This window comes from Streptomyces boncukensis, from assembly GCF_011045075.1.
Taxonomy (GTDB): Bacteria; Actinomycetota; Actinomycetes; order Streptomycetales; family Streptomycetaceae; genus Streptomyces; species Streptomyces boncukensis.
The window spans coordinates 1-2,500 of record NZ_JAAKZZ010000525.1 but is presented as its reverse complement, the minus strand read 5'-3'; the positions used below and the strand labels follow the sequence as shown (position 1 = coordinate 2,500).

The following is a 2,500-nucleotide window of genomic DNA, read 5'->3' as shown; positions in this document are numbered from 1 at the left end:
AGTACCGCGGGAGCGGAGTGAAAGAGTACCTGAAACCGTGTGCCTACAAGCCGTGGGAGCGTCGCATGAGGGAACTTGTTTTCCTTGTGTCGTGACTGCGTGCCTTTTGAAGAATGAGCCTGCGAGTTTGCGGCATGTTGCGAGGTTAACCCGTGTGGGGGAGCCGTAGCGAAAGCGAGTCCGAAGAGGGCGGTCAGTAGCGTGTTCAAGACCCGAAGCGGAGTGATCTAGCCATGGGCAGGCTGAAGCGCGGGTAAGACCGTGTGGAGGGCCGAACCCACCAGGGTTGAAAACCTGGGGGATGACCTGTGGTTAGGGGTGAAAGGCCAATCAAACTCCGTGATAGCTGGTTCTCCCCGAAATGCATTTAGGTGCAGCGTCGTGTGTTTCTTGCCGGAGGTAGAGCACTGGGTAGGCGATGGGCCTTACCGGGTTACTGACCTTAGCCAAACTCCGAATGCCGGTAAGTGAGAGCGCGGCAGTGAGACTGTGGGGGATAAGCTCCATGGTCGAGAGGGAAACAGCCCAGAGCATCGACTAAGGCCCCTAAGCGTGTGCTAAGTGGGAAAGGATGTGGAGTCGCAGAGACAACCAGGAGGTTGGCTTAGAAGCAGCCATCCTTGAAAGAGTGCGTAATAGCTCACTGGTCAAGTGATTCCGCGCCGATAATGTAGCGGGGCTCAAGCACACCGCCGACGTCGTGTCACTGCAACATATGGGGCTAACGCCTGTTGTGGTGGGTAGGGGAGCGTCGTGTGCCGGGTGAAGCAGCCGTGGAAGCGAGTTGTGGACGGTATGCGAGTGAGAATGCAGGCATGAGTAGCGATACTGGAGTGGGAAACTCCGGCGCCGATTGACTAAGGGTTCCTGGGTCAAGCTGATCTGCCCAGGGTAAGTCGGGACCTAAGGCGAGGCCGACAGGCGTAGTCGATGGAGAACCGGTTGATATTCCGGTACCCGCTGTTGCGCGTTCAACATCGAATCAGGCGATGCTAAGTCCGTGAAGCCGTTCTGGACCCTTCGGGGGAAGGAAAGTGGTGGAGCCGACGGCCCAGACTTGTAGTAGGTGAGTGATGGGGTGACGCAGGAAGGTAGTCCAGCCCGGGCGGTGGTTGTCCCGGGGTAAGGGTGTAGCCCGGTGTGCAGGGAAATCCGCACACCTTGTGGGGTGAGACCTGATGCCGAGCCGTTGTGGTGAAGTGGATGATCCTATGCTGTCGAGAAAAGCCTCTGGCGAGTGTGGCGGCGGCCCGTACCCGAAACCGACTCAGGTGGTCTGGTAGAGCATACCGAGGCGTTCGGGTGAACTATGGTTAAGGAACTCGGCAAAATGCCCCCGTAACTTCGGGAGAAGGGGGGCCTTCTCTGGTGATCCAACTGGCTTGGTGAGCTGGGGGTGGCCGCAGAGACCAGCGAGAAGCGACTGTTTACTAAAAACACAGGTCCGTGCGAAGCTGTAAGGCGAGGTATACGGACTGACGCCTGCCCGGTGCTGGAACGTTAAGGGGACCGGTTAGTCTGCTCTTCGGGGTGGGCGAGGCTGGGAACTTAAGCGCCAGTAAACGGCGGTGGTAACTATAACCATCCTAAGGTAGCGAAATTCCTTGTCGGGTAAGTTCCGACCTGCACGAATGGCGTAACGACTTCTCGGCTGTCTCAACCATAGGCCCGGTGAAATTGCAGTACGAGTAAAGATGCTCGTTTCGCGCAGCAGGACGGAAAGACCCCGGGACCTTTACTACAGCTTGATATTGGTGTTCGGTTCGGCTTGTGTAGGATAGGTGGGAGACTGTGATGCGGGCACGCCAGTGTTCGTGGAGTCGTTGTTGAAATACCACTCTGGTCGTGCTGGATGCCTGAACCTGGGTCCGTGATCCGGATCGGGGACAGTGTCTGGTGGGTAGTTTAACTGGGGCGGTTGCCTCCTAAAGAGTAACGGAGGCGCCCAAAGGTTCCCTCAGCCTGGTTGGTCATCAGGTGGTGAGTGTAAGTGCACAAGGGAGCTTGACTGTGAGACTGACGGGTCGAGCAGGGACGAAAGTCGGGACTAGTGATCCGGCGGTGGCTTGTGGAAGCGCCGTCGCTCAACGGATAAAAGGTACCCCGGGGATAACAGGCTGATCTTCCCCAAGAGTCCATATCGACGGGATGGTTTGGCACCTCGATGTCGGCTCGTCGCATCCTGGGGCTGGAGTCGGTCCCAAGGGTTGGGCTGTTCGCCCATTAAAGCGGTACGCGAGCTGGGTTTAGAACGTCGTGAGACAGTTCGGTCCCTATCCGCTGCGCGCGTTGGAGTCCTGAGGAGGGCTGTCCCTAGTACGAGAGGACCGGGACGGACGGACCTCTGGTGTGCCAGTTGTCCCGCCAGGGGCATGGCTGGTTGGCTACGTTCGGGAAGGATAACCGCTGAAAGCATCTAAGCGGGAAGCCTGCTCCGAGATGAGGACTCCTGCCCCCTGTGAGGGGTTAAGGCTCCCTGGAGACGACGGGGTTGATAGGC

At 58.2% G+C, this 2,500-nt stretch carries 1 rRNA gene (cut by a window edge); it reads left to right on the top strand.

Annotated features, from left to right (window positions below):
* Positions 1-2,500 (top strand): 23S ribosomal RNA (locus G5C65_RS31200); its annotated part reaches 566 nt to the left of the window's first position; the annotation flags it as partial.